Genomic DNA, 18,998 nt, shown 5'->3' with positions numbered 1-18,998 from the left:
TTCGCTCTAAAACATACGTTAAACCTGAAACACTCAGTCCTTTAAGAACGAATGCTTTAGTCCAATATTGCAGCTATTCCCGGTAAAGTTCTTCCTTCCAAACTTTCCAACATGGCACCCCCGCCGGTAGAAACATAACTCACCTTGTCTTGGAACCCAAACTGCTTTACTGCAGCAACGGAATCACCTCCACCAACTAAGGAAAATGCCCCGTTCTGTGTGGCCTCGTCAATAGCGTTGCCCACGGCAATGGTTCCTTTGGAAAAGTTCTCCATTTCAAAAACCCCAACCGGGCCATTCCAAAGAATACTTTTGGACTGTAATATGACTTCTTTAAAATTTTCCAAGGTTTGTGGTCCAGCATCAAGTCCTTGCCAGCCATCTGGGATTTCATTTACGCTTAGGAATTGTGTGTTTGCATTGTTGTCAAAATCATCTGCCGCCAAGACATCCACGGGTAGGTGTACCTCAACTCCTTTGGCTTCTGCCTGTTTTAAAATTTCCAATGCCAAATCCATTTTATCATCCTCACATATTGAGTCTCCAACACTTCCGCCTTGGGCTTTAACAAAAGTATAGGTCATACCTCCACCAACAATCAAGTGGTCTACTTTATCAAGAATATTCTCAATGATTGTTATTTTGGAAGATACCTTAGCTCCACCTAAAATGGCCGTCACTGGCTTTTCACCTGTTTGCATCACCTTTTCAATGGCTTTGATTTCCTTGGCCAATAAATAGCCAAAACACTTGTTTTCGGGAAAAAACTTGGCCACAATAGTAGTAGAAGCATGGGCTCTATGGGCCGTTCCAAAGGCATCATTCACATAAACATCTCCTAATTTAGAAAGATTTTCGGCAAATGATTCATCGCCACTTTCTTCTTCGGCATGGAATCGGAGGTTTTCCAACAACAGGATTTCCCCATTCTCCAAAGAGGCTGCGGCTTGTTCAGCTAGCTCCCCCACAGAATTCTCAACAAACTTTACTTGAACACCTATAATTTCAGATACCTTTTCGCAGATATGGGCAAGGGACATATCTGGATTCACTTTTCCTTTTGGTCTACCCAAGTGACTCATCAGAATGGCACTACCGCCATCTTCCAATACTTTAAGAATGGTCGGTTTTGCCGCCTCTATTCTACTGGTGTCCGTGACATTGAAATCTGAATCCAAGGGGACATTAAAGTCTACACGGATAAGTGCTTTTTTGTTTTCAAAGTTGAAATTATCTATGGTTCTCATATGCTATGGTTTAAGGAAATTCAAAAGTAAAGATTTCCCATTAGCTCCCTATATTCTGCTGCTATAATTTTAAAGTGAAAGCCCAATCCATCAGAACTTAAAACTTATATTTGACTTATGCTGTTCAAAGACATTTTGGGGCTTAATCATATTAAAGGGCATTTAACCGCTACCGCGGATAGCGGGCGTGTTGCACATGCCCAACTTTTTATTGGTCCAGAAGGTTGTGGTGCTTTGTCCATGGCCATAGCCTATGCCCAATATTTGTTATGCAAAAACACTGGTGGCGAAAATGAAGGCGGTAATGAAGCTTGCAATCTTAAATGCAATACACTTTCCCACCCTGATCTTCATTTTGCTTTTCCAGTATCCAATTCAGATAAGGTAAAATCACATGCCGTAAGTGATCTGTTCATTGAGGAATGGAGGCAATTTGTAAAGGAACAGCCTTATGGAAATCTTTTTGATTGGTATCGATTGGTAGGTATTGAAAAGAAACAAGGTCAGATTGGGGTTGACGAGGCACAGGATATTGTGAAGAAGCTTTCTTTAAAATCTTATGAAGGAGGATATAAGGTGATGATTATTTGGATGGCCGAAAAGATGAACACAGCAGCAGCCAATAAGTTATTGAAATTGGTTGAAGAGCCTCCGGAGAAAACTGTGTTATTGCTTATTGCTGAGGAGGAAGAACAGATTATCAATACTATTTTGTCACGTTGCCAAATACTTCATTTTCCACCTTTGCCCGAAAGCATCATAACCGAAGCATTGGAAGAAAGGGGGGTAGAAAAATCTGAGGCTTTTTCTATTGCTCAAGAAGCCAATGGAAACTACAACAAAGCACTGGATTTGGTAAAGAAAGATTCTGAGGATTTGGTTTTTGAACAGTGGTTTGTGCAATGGGTGAGAAGCGCTTTTAAAGCCAAGGGCAATAAGAGTGCGGTCCATGATCTTGTACTCTGGAGCGATGAGGTCTCCAAAACGGGAAGAGAAGTGCAGAAGCAGTTTTTGAACTACTGCATCACGGTAATGCGACAAGCACTATTTCTGAACTATAATGTAGGTTCATTGGTTTACTTAAAGATGCACACCGTAAACTTTAATCTTAAAAAATTCGCACCCTTTGTTCATGAAAATAATATCATGGAAATTGTGCAAGAAATAGAAAAAGCCATCTATCATGTGGAACGAAATGGTAACGCTAAGGTTATCTTTACCGATCTTTCCATCAAACTAACTCGACTGCTTCACGCAAAAGCAGCTTAATTATACCTTATGGAACATATAACAAAAATCATATTGCTGGTTTTCTTGGCCATTACATTCATCCAAAGCGGATTGGATAAAATTGTAGATTGGAAAGGAAACTTAGGATGGCTCAAAGGTCATTTCTCAGAAACCATTTTTAAAAATATGGTCCCATTGCTTTTAGGTGTTATCCTTCTTTTGGAATGTGTTTCTGGTGTTTTGGCCGTTGCTGGCGCCATTCAATTTGCAACTTTTGATTCCAGTTCTTTGGCTATATATTCCGCAATACTCTCTTGCATCACTTTATTGTTTTTGTTATTGGGTCAACGTGTTGCCAAAGATTATGATGGGGCAAGGACCATTGTGATTTACTTTATGCCTGCGATTTTTTTGGTATTTTTGTTGCAATAAAAAAGCCCATTTTTAATGGGCCTTATCGATATCGTAGTGGAATAGCTCTTACTATATCTTGTACTTATCATTGAGTATCTTCAATAATTCGTCAGTAAGGTCTTTACCCTCTTTTCCATAAAGAACACTTCCTCCATCTCCTCCGCCTAAAATATAGGTGAAGCCATTAGTTTTGCCATAGGCTCTAATTTCTTTTTTCACCTTACTAACCAAAGAATCCATTTCCGTTTGACTGGTTTGCTGTAATTGCTGCTCTTCTTGCTGCAATTGATTTCCCACAAACTGTCCCTTTTGCTGAAGTACGGCATATTCCTCTTGGGCACTTTTTTGTGACATCTTTTGTGCCTTGGTCTGGAACTGTTGCAATTCTATCTGGAATGCTTGGGAAATACTATCTCTCTTTTTGGTCAAAGCTTCTACTTTGGTTTTGAACTTTGCCTCGATGTCTATCTTTTCTTGATAACCATCCATCAGTTTGACGTTGTCCACATATCCAATTTTATCTTGTTCGCAAGACATGACCAACAAAGCGATTATAGGTATTACAATTTTCTTCATCCTTGTGTTTTAAAGATGGGCAAAAATAGAAAAGCTTTTTTAATGATATCGTTAAGTTTTACGAATTGTACCTCATTCATCAAAAGGGATAAGAAAAAACTATGGGGAAAGTAGATAAAGATTGGCTTTTTCTATTTTAATGGCTTCTTTTTTACGTTCTGCAATGCCTTTTCTTCTTTTATTCGTATAAATACATGCCTGCTAATTAGAAAGTCTCATATCGCGCCTTATTCCCTGTTTTTGTTCTTTTCTAAAACATAAATCATGGAAGAATACTCATTCGTAAAGATTGCATGGATATTGGACCATAAACCTTTAAAGAAAGCACTAAAAAGATAAAATCTATTTCCCTTATATTTTTCTGAAAGTAACGAGACATAAAATGCATCGAACCACATAGGCTTGATTGTTTTTACTTTCATCCCGTGTTCTTTAAAAAGCACGCGAATTGAACTTTGCGAGAAATGCCATAAATGACGAGGCACATCGTACGCGGCCCAATACTTTCCGAAATGCTTTGCATCCCAAGAACGAAAGTTTGGAACGGCTATCACCAAAATTCCAGAATCATTAAGAAGATTAGAGATTGTTTTAATCTGATGATTCAAATCTGGAAGATGTTCTAAAACATGCCATAAGGTTATAACATCATAACTTGAATCCGATAGTCCACTTAAATCTTCAGTAAGCTTAATCCCTTTTTGCTGAGCTCTTCCTCTGGCTTTCTCATTGGGTTCCACCCCAGAGACCGTAAATCCTTGTTGATTGGCAAAAACCAAAAAATCTCCGGTGCCTGCGCCAATATCCAGTAGTTTTTTTAGTTTATATCCTTGATTTTCAATTAATTGTATTTTATTTTTGATATTCTTTGCCTTAATAGCCTGATATAAACCATCAACTACTGACTTTTTTGAATCCGTATGTGAAATATAGTTGTCTCCTTGGTAAAACGCATCAAGATTATCCGGTATTGGTTTGGTAAATAGCATGTCCTTTGATTCGTCCCAAATCAAATCAAATTCCTCATTCGAAAATGAGTAGTCTTTAGTTTTTAAATACAACTTCATTATAATTATGCGTATTTAAATATTCATTTTTTAGATTTGAAAGATATTGTATGACCTGCTTTTTGTCTGAAGAGTTTTCCAATAAAATATCATTTCCCAATTCATCGTATACTTCCATAGCAATATAAAAATTTCCTTTTCTTGTCTCATGAATTTCATCAAAAACCGGATCCATATCAGCCCTACTTAGCAAAGCATCTGCCACTACTGGAATTAGATTAATGGTTTTATCTGGTATTTCAACTTCGTAAAACGAAAAAGCATATTTTTTGTTATTGACATAAAATGGAACATCTACATCTACAGAGAAATCTTCCAAGTCAAATTTAATGTTCACATAATCGTAAAACTCGTTTGCTTCTTTAGGATCCTCGAATACATAAACGGTTTTCTTAGGAAGACTTCTTCTAAATTTTTTGCCTTTTACAATCTTATAATCCTTAATACTGGGTGCAACTCTTAACGGAATACAAGAACTGAACAAAAAGAATATAAGGAAAATGCTGAGGTAGTTTTTCATTGGTTTAGAATTGTCTGAAATGACAACAAAAACCAGTCCAAATTGCAAACCAAGCGCCTTCTTGTTCCACGTGGAACACCTACATTACCTTCCTAAAAAAACCAACAACACACTGATGTCAGCGGGGGAAACTCCACTTATTCTAGAAGCTTGTGAAATACTTACGGGGCGTATCTGCTCTAGTTTTTCCCGCGCTTCGTATGATAAGGATTTCAGTTTTGAATAATCGAAAGAATCTGGTATCCTGACATTTTCCAACCTATGCAACTTGTCCGCATTATTCTTTTCTTTTTCAATATACCCTGAATATTTTACTTGAATTTCAGCCTGCTCTAGGACTTCTCTGCCCAGTTGGTTTTCAGAAACAAAATCAGAAACGGATTCCAATTCAAGCATGTGGTCCATGCTAACCTTTGGCCTTGAAAAAACTTTGAATAGCTTATCGGATTGACGAACCAGTGCAGAATCAACGCGCTCTAAAATTGGATTAATTTCCTCCGGGTCAAAGCTTGTCTTTTTAAAGAAGTGAATGAAGTCATCAGACTTTCTTTGCTTCTCTTCCATCAACTTGAGTCTTTCTTTTGAGGCCAAACCAAGTTCATATCCTTTTGGCGTTAGCCTCAAATCTGCATTGTCTTGTCTCAATAAGGTTCGATACTCTGCCCTGGAGGTAAACATCCTATAGGGTTCTTCAGTGCCTTTAGTAATCAGATCATCGATCAGCACACCTATATACGCCTCATCTCTTTTTAGTGTAAATGGCTCTTGTTCTCTTATTTTCAGATGCGCATTTATTCCTGCCATCAGACCCTGAGAAGCAGCTTCCTCATACCCTGTTGTTCCATTAATTTGCCCTGCAAAATATAGGTTGTCAACGAGCTTGGTTTCAAGTGTATGTTTTAACTGTGTTGGTGGAAAATAATCATATTCAATAGCGTAGCCTGGACGGAAAAACTTTACATTCTCAAATCCCCTTACCGACTTCAGAGCTTTGTATTGAACATCTTCAGGCAAGGAAGTGGAGAACCCATTTACATATACCTCTACTGTATTCCATCCTTCAGGTTCCACAAATATCTGATGCGCATTCTTATCCGCAAATCGATGTATTTTATCTTCAATGGATGGGCAATATCTGGGTCCAATACTCTTAATTCTTCCATTGAACATTGGCGAACGATCAAAGCCTTCGCGCAGCAGATCATGAACCAACTCACTTGTATGCGTCATATGACAATCCCTTTGTTCCTTTAAAACAATGGTGTCCAGATATGAAAACTTTTCGGGTCTACTATCGCCGGGTTGCGGAATCATCTTTTCATAATCCAAAGACCGGCCATCTACTCTAGGAGGTGTCCCCGTTTTCATTCTTCCTGTGTCGAATCCAAAATCAACAAGCTGCTCCGTAATTCCCGTGGCAGCCCTTTCTCCAGCCCTTCCTCCACCAAACTGTTTTTCCCCAATATGAATCAACCCATTTAGAAAGGTTCCATTGGTCAACACTACAGCCTTAGACCTAATATCAATTCCAAGCGATGTCCGAACACCTACAATCGTGTTTCCCTCAACCAAAAGTCCTGAGACCATTTCTTGGTAAAAATCAGCATTGGGAGTTCCTTCCAAAATCAATCGCCATTCTTCTGCAAAACGCATTCTGTCATTCTGCGCTCTCGGACTCCACATAGCCGGACCTTTGGATTTATTGAGCATCTTAAACTGTATGGCAGATTTGTCGGTAACAATTCCACTATATCCACCTAACGCGTCTATTTCCCGAACAATTTGTCCCTTCGCAATTCCCCCCATTGCAGGATTGCATGACATTTGTCCAATGGTCTGAAGATTCATAGTGACCAGCAATGTCTTTGATCCCATATTCGCAGCTGCAGCAGTAGCCTCGGCTCCAGCATGGCCGCCTCCAACCACAATTACATCATATTCCTTTTCAAACATAATTATTGTTCCACGTGGAACATTTTTATTTTTTCTTCTTCCTTTGCCCTCATTAAAACAATCTCTTCCTCAGACTTATCCCCATAACCTGCCAAATGCAGTATCCCATGACTCATGACTCGCAAAAGCTCCTCTTGTTCATCTACCTGAAAAGTTTTTGAGTTCTCCCTTACCCGGTCTGTAGAAATGAAGATGTCCCCCGAAATAACCTTTCCTTCCGTGTAATCAAAAGTGATAATATCGGTATACGTATCATGGCCCAAATACTCTTGATTGATGGATAATAGTCTATCATCATCACAAAAAATATAGTCCAGCTTACCAACCACCAAACTCTCTTCCGTTATTATTCTATTAATCCAATCGGAAAACTTTGAAATGTCGTTTAGAATAAAATCTGATTCAAAATGAAAATCAATCATTCCTGAAATACTCCTTCACTTTTTTGTCATATTGACGGCGCAAAGGTAGTGTTTGCCTATTTAATATCTCAACATCACTGCGGTTATCTATCAGCTGTTCAGGCTTTGTAGTAATTGGATTTTTGTATTTTTCAAGATTGGTTTCACTTTCCCTTTCCTTTTTTTGACCCTGTTTTAAAGCCGCATTTTCCAACTTCAACAACTGATGTTGTATTGAGTTTGCCCTATTCTTGGTCCTTTGTGTTATGCCATTTTCAATTAAATCATTTTCAAAATCCTCCATTTGACGAATCAATTTCTTAGCCAAATCTCTATCCGATTCCCTAATCAAATCATTCAACTGTTTTTCCAATTGTTGTCTCAAAAACTGCTGCTCCTTATATATTTCGTATACTTCATTAAACCCAAGTTCTTCTTCATCCCCAGTTGAAGCTCCCCCAGATTCCTGCCCTGACGAACCCTTTTCTTTTCCTTCTTTTCCTTCGTTTTCTTTTCCATCTTTACCGTCCTTACCTGAACCTTGAGCATCCTTTTGTGATTCACCCTCACCAGAACTTTCTTTCTTACCCTGTTGTCCTGAACCATCAAGCTTTTCCTGTAAGCCCTCCTGCCCTTTAATGATGTCCGGCAGCTGAAAATCCTGTCCGCCTTGGCCTTGGCCCTGACCAGGCTGCATATTCTGCTGCATATTATCCAGTATATTCGCAAGAAAATCACCTAAGGAATTTGTTGCATTGATGACATACTGCTGATAAGACGCACCTTGAAAAACTTGATTCTCGGCTAGACTTTCCAAAGATTTATCAATGTTATAATACACCTCTGTAATCTGTTCATTGACAAACTCGGACAACTCCGCTCTTCGCAGCGACAGTGAAAACAAACTATCATCCACATGCTCAAACAAATCTTTTAGCTCATTTTGATTCCTAACCATTTTTCCATATTGCGAAACATCCACATCGGACTCCTCAACCCATTCAAAAAGCTGTTCTTGTTTAAAAGAAAATGTAACGAGATTGTCTAAAATTTGTCGTAACATTTCGGCATCCTCAGTGTCTGAAGAACCGCCTCCAGCAGAAGCACTCTGCTGCAAAGATTGACTCAACTCTTGCATTTTCTGAGCCGCGGACTTTTGTTTTTGTTTTGCCTTTTTAGATTCTTGTGTTTGCTTTTCACCGTCTGAAGCCTCCTTGTCCTTTTGAAGCTCCTGCAACGCCTCTTTTTGATCCTGCTTAATGGATTCTTGGCTTCTTTCTTTTACATCAATCTGCAAAGGTTTCTTTAAATCTTCATTGTCCTTTTTAAGCTCACTTAGCTCTTTTGCCAACTCTTCAAATGATTTGTTCAGTTTTTCTTGAGTGTGGACATTTTCCTCATTGCTTAATTTTATGTCCTCCGCTTTCTTTTCCGCTAGTTCATCTTGTTCCTGTGAAAGTTTATCCAATTCCTTAGCAAGTTGAGAGACCTTCTCGGTAACATAATACCTTTTTGTAAGCTCAAGAATCTGCTCTAAATTTCTGGCATTGGAACTTTGCTTCTTGGATAATTCATCCAATCTCTTTTTTAGCTCTTCCTTTTCTATTTTATCTGCAAGCTTGTCTAACTCCTCCAGCAACCTTTCGTTTTTCCTGGCCTCAAGTTCTTGTCGCTCCAATCTTTCCTGAAGCAATCGCTTTAACTCATCTCCCTCTTCATTTTTCTCCAAACTTTCATTCAGTTGCTTGCTAAACTTTTCCATTAGCTGCTCCTGTTCCTTTTGCTTTTGAATGAAATCTTTGATTCTGGTTTTCTCCTCAAAATTGAAGCTGTTTCCTTCCTTTTGCTTTTCGTTTATTTTAGACAACGTTTCTTGCTGTTCCCTATACCCCTCTAAAGACTTATCAAACTTCTTCAAAAGATTGTCCTGAAGCTCTAACTCTTTGTTTATCAATTCGTTATCATTCAAAACTTTCGTACTAAATACTTTGCTCTTTGTTGATTTACCTCCTCTAATTCCATCATTATCAACTACTTCAAAATATAACTTATAATCCCTGCCTTGTTGAATCTCTACGCCTGAAGGGAAGGTGTAATAAAATTGATGCCCACTTCCACTCACTGACTCCAACAAAACCCTTCGTTTGTTCTGCTCATTATTCGTCTCATAATAAATCAAACTCAAACTTGAAAGTCCATAATCATCTGATAATTGACCCGTGTAAAAGGACTGATTAGGGTTTAACGAGTCCAAGACCTGACTTACTTCAATTTTTGGTGAAGCATCTCGAATCACATCAATCGCATAGCGTAATGATTCAAAGTCCGCTACTTCTTCATTCGAAGTACTTATGGCATAGTCCAAGTTCCTATAAAGACGTTTAACCATCTTGAACTTTTCCTCGCTTAACCCGAAAACTTCAACTGTATCCAGAGAGGTCATTTCTATCTTATCAACAAACGCTCCCTTAATCTCCCATTCAATTCGCGTTCCCTCCGGGACCACAGCGTTGCCACTTCCATTTACAATTTCTGCACCCTTATTCAAATAAGCAGGATAATTTAATCTCATAGTAAAATCCACCAAGGTGGGCGTACTAATACTTTCAATATTATAAGTTCTAGAGTCCCATCCATTTGCAGAAACATAAAATTCCTTATCATTAAAAGGTGGTTGAACCGTATACAGAAACCTGTTTCCGTTTCTTCTCATCAATAAAGACTTGCTCCCAAACACAATTGAGGCATTTTCCGGCACCAAATCCCCATCTATGGCGAACTCGATTGTAAAAGGCTCATTATCCAAAACTTTTAAGTTGGTATTGAGCAGCGTGAAGGAAAAGGGAGCCGGTCTTTCATAGGCTAAATCATAGTTTACCACTCTACTGTGTGAATTCATCAACTGTCCAATATTGCCAGATATCCAAAACAGAAGTAAAACCAAAACGGGCGCAATTAAGTATTTTGCATAACCAACGCTCTCCTTAAAATCTATAGCGTCTTGAAAGGGCAAAACAGCTAGGTTTTGTGACCTCTGTTCAATACTGGCCTCTAACAGTTCGGACTTTGATGGGTTTTCTGCAAGTTCCAGAAGATTGAACAACTTATCTTCGACCTTTGGAAAGTGGATTCCAATTAATCTAGAAGCCTCTTTATTTGATAATCCCTTTTTGACTTTAAAGAGATAAAAGATTGGAATTATTATAAACCGATATAGCAGGAAGAGCTCTACTATAAGGAAGATTACAAACAGCGTCAAGCGCCAACTTCCATCGAGCCAGAAAAGAAACTCTACTGAAGTTATGGCCAACCAAAACAAAAGCCCAAGGCCTCCAAAAAGTAGTGCGCCTTGAATTAATTGTTTGGTATAATATCTTTTTGTGAAGCCTTCCAACTTCGCCAAAACACCCTGATAACTATTCAAAATATTTTATATTTATTACAAGATACCCGATACCCTGCAATTGTCTTAAAAAATTTTTGTTAAAAGGCCCTCCTATGAAAGATTTGAAGTATTTAGCCGCATTTACCATACCCGTTTCTGCTGTAATAAGCCTTTATTTTAAAGGATATTGGAGTTTTTTTACACCTTTTTACACCTTTGCAATCATCCCTTTATTGGAGATTCTTCTTCCCGTCGATTCCTCTAATCTTTCTCCAGAAGAAAGGGAACAGAAGAAAAAAAGCCGCCTTTTTGATTGGTTGCTTTATCTAAACGTTCCAGTAGTTTATTTCTTTTTAATCTACACTCTTTTTGATATCACCACTACAACTTATCAAGCTTATGAGATTATTGGATTGGTCTTTTCCATAGGAATAGTTTTTGGTGTTAATGGCATAAATGTGGGTCATGAGCTGGGGCATAGACAAAACACTCCTGAAAGGTTTCTAGGCAAATTGCTTCTGTTGCCATCCTTCTATATGCATTTCTATATTGAACACAACTTCGGTCATCATGCCAAGGCAGCAACTAAAGAAGACCCCGCTACGGCCTCCTACAATCAAAGTGTTTATTCTTTTTGGTTCACCTCAACCACTGGGCAATATACTAATGCATGGAAAATTCAAAAAACCCTATTGCAAAAGGAGGGCGTGCATTTTCTAAGTATCAAAAATGATATGTTTTGGTACACGCTTATCCAGGTTTTGTTTTTAATAACAATCTATTTCCTATTCGGAAGTTTGGGGCTAACTTTTGCAATAGGTTCAGGAATTGTTGGTTTCTTGTTGCTCGAGACCGTAAATTATATAGAACACTATGGTTTGAAGCGAAAAAAAATGCCTTCTGGAAGATATGAACGGGTAAGGGAATGTCATTCATGGAACAGTAACCATGTTATAGGAAGAATTGTTTTGTATGAGCTGACTAGGCATAGTGACCACCATTATAAATCATCAAAAAAGTATCAAATACTCGACTACCACGACATATCACCTCAAATGCCCTACGGTTATCCAACCTCAATGGTGCTTTCATTAGTTCCTCCGCTTTGGTTTTATGTCATGAACCCAAGGGTTCCCAAAGACATGAAACCCACAAATTCGCTTTCTATCGCATAGTGCTTTTCATACCTTTGAAAAAATTTTTAAGGTATGTCAAAAGTTAGGGTTCGTTTTGCCCCCAGCCCAACAGGTCCTTTACACATTGGAGGTGTTAGGACGGCATTGTTTAACTATCTCTATGCCAAAAAACACAATGGCGTCTTTATCCTTAGGATAGAGGATACTGACCAAAACAGGTATGTAGAAGGAGCGGAAGCTTACATAATAGAAGCATTGGACTGGTGTGGAATTCCTTTTGATGAAGGACCCGGAAAAGATGGAGGGTTTGGACCCTACCGCCAAAGTGAGCGAAAGCATCTTTACCAACAATACGCTCTTGAGCTTATAGAAAAAGGACATGCCTACTATGCATTTGATACTCCTGAAACTTTAGATTATCACCGTAAAGACCACGAGGCTAAGGGAAAAACCTTTATTTATAACTGGCACAACAGGGAAAAACTTTCCAATTCCCTTTCGCTCACCCAAGAAGAAGTCCAGAAAAAAGTAAATGCCGGTGAGGATTATGTAATTCGGTTTAAATCACCCAAGGACCAAGAACTTATTTTACACGATAGTATTCGCGGAGAAATTACCATAGACACCAATATTCTAGATGATAAGGTGTTGTTTAAAAGTGATGGCATGCCCACCTATCACCTCGCCAACATTGTGGATGATCATTTAATGGAGATTTCCCATGTGATTCGTGGCGAAGAATGGCTTCCTTCTTTGGCGCTTCATCAATTACTTTATGATGCATTTGGTTGGCAGGCACCACAGTTTGCCCATTTGCCTTTGATTATGAAGCCGGTGGGAAAAGGTAAATTAAGTAAGCGTGATGGAGAAAAGGGAGGATTCCCTGTCTTTCCCCTTCAATGGAATGATGCGCAGGGGTATAGGGAAAGTGGATATTTCCCTGAAACCGTGATTAACTTCTTGGCGCTACTGGGTTGGAATCCAGGTACTGAAAAAGAACTGTTTTCCCTTGATGAACTCATTGCATCCTTCAGTTTGGAACGCATCAATAAATCCGGAGCGCGCTTTGATCCAGAAAAGACAAAGTGGTTCAATCATCAATATCTTCAGCAAAAGTCAAATACTGAATTGGCTACACTTTTTATTGAACTCGAGGGCCAGAACCATGCGGAACTAAACGATAAAAGCAAGGATTATACGGAAAAGGTAGTCTCGTTAATCAAAGAGAGAGCCAATTTTGTTTCTGAATTATGGAGTTTAGGCGGTTATTTCTTTGTGCCGCCCTCTCAATACAATGAAAAAGCAGTTAAAAAACAATTTAAGGAAGATACCCCAGCTATATTACGAGAGATTTCAGGATTAATTGAAGCGGTGCCCGATTTTACATCACAAACCATTGAAAGCGAAATCAAAGATTGGATTGCACAAAAAGAACTCTCCTTTGGAAAAGTTATGGGACCTTTACGTTTAAGTATTGTAGGAGATTTAAAAGGACCACATCTCTTCGATATTATTGAAATGATTGGAAAAGAGGAAACAATATACCGTATCGAGAAAGCAGTATCGTATATCTAAGCCACCATCAACTTGATTTCTGCTTTTTGAAAGTCTCTATCGTTAAGAGGTTAACCCCTTACTCTGTAACAATTTTGTCAATTTCACTACCAATCAAGTACCGAGTTTTGTAACTTCCTGAAATCAACATTAAATAGTATATATATGGGCAATTTCCTTTTAATACCAATCATTTTTTTTGGATTAATAATCCTATTTGCTTCCTTCTTTGTGGTAAAGCAGCAAACCGCTGTTATCATTGAGCGCTTTGGAAGATTCCAAAGCATCCGAAATTCCGGATTGCAAATGAAAATCCCTTTGGTAGACCGAATTTCCGGTAGATTAAGTTTAAAAATTCAACAGCTGGACGTCATTGTAGAAACCAAAACATTGGATGATGTTTTTGTAAAACTTAAGGTTTCCGTTCAATATGTTGTAATTCGTGACAAAGTATACGATGCGTTTTATAAACTGGAATATCCCCATGACCAAATCACTTCATTTGTATTTGATGTAGTACGTGCTGAGGTTCCCAAGATGAAATTGGATGATGTCTTTGTTAAAAAAGATGATATTGCCATTGCAGTAAAGCGTGAACTTCAAGAATATATGTCTGAATATGGATATGACATTATTAAAACCCTAGTAACCGATATTGATCCAGATGCTCAAGTTAAGGAAGCGATGAACCGAATCAATGCCTCTGAACGTGAAAAGATAGCAGCACAGTTTGAGGGAGATGCCGCAAGAATCCTAATCGTGGAAAAAGCAAAAGCTGAGGCCGAAAGCAAAAGACTACAAGGGCAAGGTATTGCAGACCAACGTAGGGAAATTGCCAGGGGGCTGGAAGAGTCTGTTGAGGTTTTGAACAAAGTTGGCATCAATTCGCAAGAAGCCTCCGCGCTAATTGTGGTAACCCAACATTATGATACATTGCAGGCTATTGGCGAAGAAACCAATTCTAACTTAATACTATTGCCAAACTCTCCACAAGCAGGAAGTGATATGCTCAATAATATGGTCGCCTCATTTACGGCAAGCAATCAAATTGGAGAAGCTATGAAAAAACAGAACAATAAGAATAAAAATGAGGACAACTAAGTCCAATGGAATGAAATAGCATATAAAAACCCTGCAATGCAGGGTTTTTTCATTTTAAAGCTCTCTAATCAAGGGTCAACACCGATAATATACCTACTGTTATAAAAACAGCAAAAGCCTGTAAAAACAGCTCAAAAAAGCTTGCCCAGAATAATGGTTCTCTATCAAAATTAGTTTTGATATTGGATTTTCTTATTCTAGGTCTTTTGCTCAATTTTTGCCCAAGTATCTCGCAAGGTAACCGTTCGGTTAAAAACTAAGTGTTCTGGTGTAGAATCCAAATCCACATTAAAGTATCCCAACCTTTGAAACTGGAATCTGTCTCCCGGTTTTGCATCTTTCAAACTTGGCTCCAAGTGTCCGGTAATCTTTTGCAATGAATTAGGATTAACAAAATCCATAAACTCTTTGTCTTTATGGCCATCTGGAGTGGCATCTGTAAACAACCTATCGTACAATCGCACTTCGGCTGTAATAGCGTGTAAAGATGAAACCCAATGCAATGTTCCCTTTACTTTTCTAAGACTTTCCTCGGTTCCACTTCCACTTTTGCTTCTTGGGTCATATGTACATTGCACTTCCACCACATTACCCTCTTCATCTTTGGTGCAGCTTTCGGCTTTTATTATGTATCCATTCTTAAGGCGAACCTCTCCGCCTAATTTTAATCTAAAGAACTTGCGATTGGCCTGCTCCCTAAAGTCCTCTTGTTCTATATACAGTTCTCTGGAGAAAGGTACTTTTCTTGTACCTGATTTTTCATCCTCAGGATTATTCTCGGCATCCAACCACTCTTCCTTTCCTTCTTCGTAATTGCTAATAACAACTTTAAGAGGATTCAGAACCGCCATAACCCTTGGGGCTATTTTGTTTAAATGCTCTCTTACATGGAACTCCAACAAAGAAACATCAACCACATTGTCCCTTTTTGCAATACCTATGGTATCTGCAAAATTTCTTATGGATTCAGGGGTATACCCTCTTCTTCTCAAGCCAGATATAGTGGGCATCCGTGGATCGTCCCAGCCTGAAACAATATTGTTTTCAACCAATTGCAATAGCTTTCGCTTACTCACCACGGTATGACTCAGGTTTCTTCGTGCAAATTCCCTTTGTTTGGGTCTTAGTCTATTTTCTGATACCAACTGGTCTAAAAACCAGTTATAAAGCTCTCTGTGAGGCAAAAACTCCAAAGTACATAAGGAGTGGGATACTTGTTCAATATAATTGCTTTCGCCGTGTGTCCAATCATACATTGGATATATACACCAATCGGTATTTGTTCTGTGATGTGCTTTATGGAGCACACGATACATTACCGGATCACGCATAAGCATATTTGAAGAAGTCATATCAATTTTTGCTCTTAAAACATGGTCTCCTTCCTTAAAATCCCCATTTTTCATACCCTCAAAAAGACTCAAATTTTCCTCAATGGAACGATTTCTATATGGACTTTCTCGGCCAGGTTCTGTTGGAGTTCCTTTTTGATCTGCAATTTCTTCTGAAGTCTGACTATCTACGTATGCTTTTCCTTCTTGAATAAGTACTACAGCCCAATCATACAACTGTTGGAAATAATCTGAAGCGTAACACTCTGTATCCCAATCAAATCCTAGCCATTTGATGTCCTTTTTAATCGCGTCTACGTATTCCTTTTCCTCCTTTGCGGGGTTTGTGTCATCGAATCTCAAATTCACAGGGGCGTTGTATTTTATCCCCAATCCAAAATTGAGACAAATAGAGCTTGCATGTCCAATATGAAGATAGCCATTAGGCTCCGGTGGGAACCGAAAACGCAGCTGGTCTTTTACATATTCTGCCCTTAAGTCATCCTCGATGATGTGCTCTATAAAATTCAGTGATTTTTCCTCTTCGCCCATAATCAATAATTGAAGCGCAAATGTAGCAAAAACAGTTGCTTCAGACTATTTAAAGCACCAAGTGTATACAAAGTAGGCCATTTCACAACAGTTTTGGTATGACCCACAACAATATCTTTCCTTTCCACTTAATAAAAATCATATTTGTTATTGGAATACTGTATGAAAATTTGGCTGCCGTAGAACAGCTGCCAAACAACTCAACATCTTAAGGGGCACATATTTGGGGCAAATTTTGTCGACAACCTCTTAAAACTAACGCTGATGAGAAAAAATAATTCAACCTACAGCATTCCAACAATCATTGCTATTGTGATGATGTGTTGCTCTATGAGTGCTACCGCACAGATTTTGAATCAACCTGAAGCAGCCCCCAATCCAAATTTAGGAAGCAGCTTTCCTTGGACAGCGGCTTGTGCCTCTGCTAGTTTCAATGAATACTTTGTCAACTTTACCTGGAACTTTCCATTGGTCGAATCTAATAATGAGTTTATACTCGAACTTTCAGATTCCAATGGAAACTTTGGCGACCCTGAAGAACTGGCCCGTGTTTCCGATAAGAATACTGATTTTGATTTTGATTTTGAATTCACGGTTCCAAATGATGCACGAGGAGAGAACTATAGACTGCGTGTACGAAGTACAAACCCTTCCAAAACCAGCCCTCCATCAGTTCCTTATCCTATGTATTTTGTTGACTTTGCAACACCTTTGCGCATTAGTCAAGATGGCAACGGAACGCTACCAGATGGAGGAGAGATTCAGCAGTGCGATGGAGGTTCAATTACTTTGGCCACCCATAACATTCCAAATGCCAGCACCTACCAGTATAATTGGTATAGAAGTTCCACTTTACTAGGTGAAAAATCAAATCAACTGACCGTTTCAACTCCTGGAATGTACTATGTAGAGTTGGACTATGGTAGTATCTGTACTGGCTCTGCCAATACGTCTTCCAATATTATAGAAGTACTAACAGGTTCTTCGCTCGGCGTAGCAATAGCGGGTTCAAGTACGGTGGACCTGTGTATAGGCGACCCATATACACTTACTGCAAACTTAGACGGTTCAGGCCTTACATATACTTGGTACAAAGATGGTTCCATAATCTCTGGTCCTACAGTTGAAGGAAACACATTGAATATAAACACTTCATCTTCAGGTTTTGAAGGAAACTATGAAGTTGAAATAGAGGGCGCGGGTGCATGTACAGAAAGATCTTCCTCTGTCACCGTTCAAAATCTAGGTTCAGTTTCAGCAACTCGTCAAAATGAAGAGAATATTGTACTTCTTCCGGGCCAAGACGAAACTTTATCTGTAACCACGAATGCGGTCTCTCCCACTTTTCAGTGGTTTAAAGATGGAGCCGCCCTTTCAGGAGAAACAAGTAGCTCTTTGACAATCAATGATGTTGGGGTCTATTTTGCTCGAGTAACGGAAACAGCGGGTTCCTGTGTCACATCTGCTCCGGTAGATTCAGAAAGTACTACGGTTGTCTCCCCTAATTCCTTTGAGTTTACCATTGATTTTGTTGGCGGTTATGTTGAGTGTGTAGATTCCAATGCTACAATCGGTATTGCTACAATCGATGCCATTGGCTCTTCTGGTGTAAGAACAGATGTTACCTCAGCATTGGAAAATTCATTTGCCTACCAATGGTCCTACAATGGAAGTCCCCTTGCTGGAGAAACTTCTAGAACCCTAACAATAACGGATAATGTCAATAACGGTGCTTATACTTTAAATGGGACATTATCTTCTTTTAATGCCAGCTCTAACTCATTGAACGTAAGATTAGCAACCAATGAAACATTGGCTCTAACTTCTGATGGAACTGTGCTTTGTCCTGATGGTAGTAGCTTAACTATAACTACGTCAAGAGATTTGTCGGGAGAAACTTTTCAATGGCTAAAAGATGGTGGCAGCTTCGATACCTCATCAACAGCTTTGACTGTTACCGAGTCCGGAACATATCAATTAAGTGTAGCTACCAATGATTGTCCTTTGGTTTCCAACGAAATAACCGTAATTCCATTTGACCAGTCCTTACTTGTATTGGACAGTCTAGAAAATATAATAATCATCGAAGGGGAAACAGAAACCGTTACCGCAAGTGGTGCCCAATCTTATGAATGGTTTGATGAAAATAACACCTTATTAAGCAGTCAGGATTCCTTTTCATTTAATGCTGAAGGACAATATTTGTTAACCGCTGATTTTGGTAATTGTTCCGTTAGCAGAGTAATTACGGTATCCTTTAGAGACACTTTTGCCATTCCAAATGTGATTACGGCAAATGGTGATGGTATAAACGATCTTTGGGTTCTACCAAATACTTTCTCTAGAGACCCACAGGTATTAGTTACCATTTTTGATGAAAGAGGTAAGGAGGTTTTCAGTCAGACTAACTACGAAAACAACTGGCCAGAATCTACCACTTCCTTTAGTCAACAGAACATGATTTTCTATTACAGGTTGACCCGCGAAGGTAAGAACCTAAGGCAAGGAACCATAACAGTTATCAGATAACC

At 38.9% G+C, this 18,998-nt stretch carries 14 protein-coding genes; 6 read left to right on the top strand and 8 right to left on the bottom strand.

The features are described from left to right. Positions 1–56: 56 nt before the first annotated feature. Positions 57–1,247: a phosphoglycerate kinase gene (locus tag ACOKFD_RS12355; protein ID WP_422858202.1), complete on the bottom strand. Its 1,191-nt coding sequence runs from the start codon at positions 1,245–1,247 to the stop codon at positions 57–59. Positions 1,248–1,364: 117 nt separating this feature from the next. On the opposite strand from ACOKFD_RS12355, the gene ACOKFD_RS12350 reads away from it, so the two are divergent. Continuing rightward, positions 1,365–2,516, top strand: coding sequence for an ATP-binding protein (locus tag ACOKFD_RS12350; protein ID WP_422858201.1), 1,152 nt, complete (start codon positions 1,365–1,367; stop codon positions 2,514–2,516). A gap of 9 nt (positions 2,517–2,525) precedes the next feature. Then, positions 2,526–2,909 carry a DoxX family protein gene (locus tag ACOKFD_RS12345; protein WP_422858200.1) on the top strand — a complete coding sequence of 128 codons (384 nt, stop codon included), beginning with the start codon at positions 2,526–2,528 and terminating at the stop codon, positions 2,907–2,909. Between the two features lie 51 nt (positions 2,910–2,960). Here the strand turns inward: ACOKFD_RS12345 and ACOKFD_RS12340 are convergent, their stop codons facing one another. The 6 genes from ACOKFD_RS12340 to ACOKFD_RS12315 all read right to left on the bottom strand — a co-directional run bounded on the left by ACOKFD_RS12340 (position 2,961) and on the right by ACOKFD_RS12315 (position 10,832). Beyond that, positions 2,961–3,467, bottom strand: a complete 507-nt coding sequence (locus ACOKFD_RS12340) for an OmpH family outer membrane protein (protein WP_422858199.1) — start codon at positions 3,465–3,467, stop codon at positions 2,961–2,963. A gap of 227 nt (positions 3,468–3,694) precedes the next feature. Further along, positions 3,695–4,534 carry a class I SAM-dependent methyltransferase gene (locus ACOKFD_RS12335; protein ID WP_422858198.1) on the bottom strand — a complete coding sequence of 280 codons (840 nt, stop codon included), beginning with the start codon at positions 4,532–4,534 and terminating at the stop codon, positions 3,695–3,697. Next, entirely contained in the window at positions 4,512–5,054 is a 543-nt protein-coding gene (locus tag ACOKFD_RS12330) for a hypothetical protein (protein WP_422858197.1), read from the bottom strand. Before ACOKFD_RS12330 ends, ACOKFD_RS12335 begins: the two co-directional genes overlap by 23 nt. Before the next feature lie 84 nt (positions 5,055–5,138). Next, complete coding sequence (mnmG, locus tag ACOKFD_RS12325; protein WP_422858196.1) at positions 5,139–7,007, bottom strand: tRNA uridine-5-carboxymethylaminomethyl(34) synthesis enzyme MnmG; 1,869 nt, start codon at positions 7,005–7,007, stop codon at positions 5,139–5,141. A 2-nt stretch (positions 7,008–7,009) separates the two neighbouring features. Further along, positions 7,010–7,429: an rRNA maturation RNase YbeY gene (ybeY, locus tag ACOKFD_RS12320; RefSeq protein WP_422858195.1), complete on the bottom strand. Its 420-nt coding sequence runs from the start codon at positions 7,427–7,429 to the stop codon at positions 7,010–7,012. Further along, the gene (locus ACOKFD_RS12315) at positions 7,422–10,832 is read right to left on the bottom strand and encodes a hypothetical protein (protein WP_422858194.1); all 3,411 of its coding nucleotides are present in this window, start codon (positions 10,830–10,832) and stop codon (positions 7,422–7,424) included. The genes ybeY and ACOKFD_RS12315 overlap by 8 nt, the downstream gene beginning before the upstream one ends. Positions 10,833–10,906: 74 nt before the next feature. On the opposite strand from ACOKFD_RS12315, the gene ACOKFD_RS12310 reads away from it, so the two are divergent. The 3 genes from ACOKFD_RS12310 (at position 10,907) to ACOKFD_RS12300 (ending at position 14,584) form a co-directional block, all read left to right on the top strand. Next, entirely contained in the window at positions 10,907–11,968 is a 1,062-nt protein-coding gene (locus ACOKFD_RS12310; RefSeq protein ID WP_422858193.1) for an alkane 1-monooxygenase, read from the top strand. A 33-nt stretch (positions 11,969–12,001) separates the two neighbouring features. Then, entirely contained in the window at positions 12,002–13,504 is a 1,503-nt protein-coding gene (gene gltX, locus ACOKFD_RS12305; RefSeq protein WP_422858192.1) for a glutamate--tRNA ligase, read from the top strand. A 144-nt stretch (positions 13,505–13,648) separates the two neighbouring features. After that, the gene (locus ACOKFD_RS12300) at positions 13,649–14,584 is read left to right on the top strand and encodes an SPFH domain-containing protein (RefSeq protein ID WP_298996150.1); all 936 of its coding nucleotides are present in this window, start codon (positions 13,649–13,651) and stop codon (positions 14,582–14,584) included. Positions 14,585–14,781: 197 nt separating this feature from the next. Here ACOKFD_RS12300 and ACOKFD_RS12295 read toward each other — a convergent pair whose 3' ends face one another. Next, entirely contained in the window at positions 14,782–16,467 is a 1,686-nt protein-coding gene (locus ACOKFD_RS12295) for a glutamine--tRNA ligase/YqeY domain fusion protein (protein WP_422858191.1), read from the bottom strand. A gap of 264 nt (positions 16,468–16,731) precedes the next feature. Between ACOKFD_RS12295 and ACOKFD_RS12290 the strand changes: the two genes are divergently transcribed. Then, the gene (locus ACOKFD_RS12290; protein WP_422858190.1) at positions 16,732–18,996 is read left to right on the top strand and encodes a gliding motility-associated C-terminal domain-containing protein; all 2,265 of its coding nucleotides are present in this window, start codon (positions 16,732–16,734) and stop codon (positions 18,994–18,996) included. The last annotated feature ends 2 nt before the right edge of the window (positions 18,997–18,998 follow it).

It is taken from the genome of Flagellimonas ulvae, from assembly GCF_049333175.1.
Taxonomy (GTDB): domain Bacteria; phylum Bacteroidota; class Bacteroidia; order Flavobacteriales; family Flavobacteriaceae; genus Flagellimonas.
Note: the sequence above shows the minus strand (reverse complement) of the source record. Positions and strands in the feature narration are given on the sequence as shown.